General features: G+C 36.9%; 2 protein-coding genes. Both read right to left on the bottom strand.

Annotation, left to right across the window (positions count from 1 at the left end; all coding sequences use genetic code 11):
- The coding region (locus COZ07_RS10555) for a toprim domain-containing protein (protein WP_406608526.1) at window positions 1-555 on the bottom strand (555 nt) is incomplete at its 3' end.
- Window positions 556-617: 62 nt separating this feature from the next.
- The coding region (locus COZ07_RS10550; protein WP_406608525.1) for a DNA-processing protein DprA at window positions 618-1,199 on the bottom strand (582 nt) is incomplete at its 5' end.

Here is a 1,199-nt window from a genome sequence, read left to right as displayed (position 1 = left end):
AGGTTTGAAATTTTTAATTTCTTTTTCCTTTTCCACTACAAAACGAAGCGCTACTGATTGAACTCTTCCGGCACTCAATCCAAAACGAATTTTTTTCCAAAGAAAAGGGGAAAGCTCATAACCCACCAATCTATCTAAAATTCTTCGGGCTTGTTGAGCATTTACCAAATTTTCATCAATAGAACGAGGATTTTCCAAAGCTTTTAAAATGGCTTTTTGAGTGATTTCATGAAAAACAATTCTTTTTTTCTTTTTATTTTTTATTTTTAAAGCTTCTAATAAGTGCCAGGAAATAGCTTCTCCTTCGCGGTCCTCGTCAGTGGCCAAAATAATTTCCTCCGCTTTATCAGATAACTCTTTCAGTTTGGCGAGACGCGCTTTGGCGGAGTCGGGAACTATATATCGCGGGGTGAAATTATTTTCAATTTCAATGCCCATTTCTTTTTTGGGAAGATCGCGGACATGACCGTAAGAAGATTTTACTCGAAATCCTCTAGGCAAAAATTTTTCAATGGTTTTGGCTTTAGTGGGAGATTCCACAATAACTAATTTCATAAGAGAAAAAAGATAGAATGCGCGATAAAATTTTTCTTTATTTCACGCTTCATATCTTGAATTTATATGATTATATAATTTTGTCCGCCGATATTTTTTATCCAACCTTTCATTTCCATAACGGTTAAAGCTCCGGAAACGATAGTTGGTTGAAGTCTAGTGAGTGAAATTATTTTGTCAATATGCAAAGGTTCGCCGGAAAAAGATTTTAAAATCAGTTTTTCTTCTTGGGTATCAGGAACAGGGAGCGGTTTTTTTTCTTTTTCCGTTTTTAAATTCAACTCTTCTAAGATATCATTTATCCCGCAAACTGTTTTAGCGCCGGATTTTATCAGAGAATTTGTCCCGATGGATTGTTCGGAAAAAATCGGTCCGGGAATGGAAAAAACTTCTCTATTATAGTCCAATGCCATTCGGGCAGTTATCAATGCTCCGCTTTTTTCTCCCGCTTCAACCACTAAAACTCCTTGAGACAATCCGGCAATGATTCTGTTTCTGGCGGGGAAAGTTAGCGGTCCGGCGGAAGTTTCCGGAGGATATTCGCTTATGAGCGTTCCTTCTTGCGAAAGAATGAGATGTGCCAAATTGACATTATTTTTAGGATAAAGATTTTTTTCATCTAAACTGTTTCCCAAGACTGCGAT

Source organism: Candidatus Infernicultor aquiphilus (assembly GCF_002784285.1).
In the GTDB taxonomy this organism is placed as follows: Bacteria; Atribacterota; Phoenicimicrobiia; order Phoenicimicrobiales; family Phoenicimicrobiaceae; genus Infernicultor; species Infernicultor aquiphilus.
The sequence above is the reverse complement of the archived record's forward strand: the minus strand, read 5'-3'. Positions and strand labels throughout refer to the sequence as shown.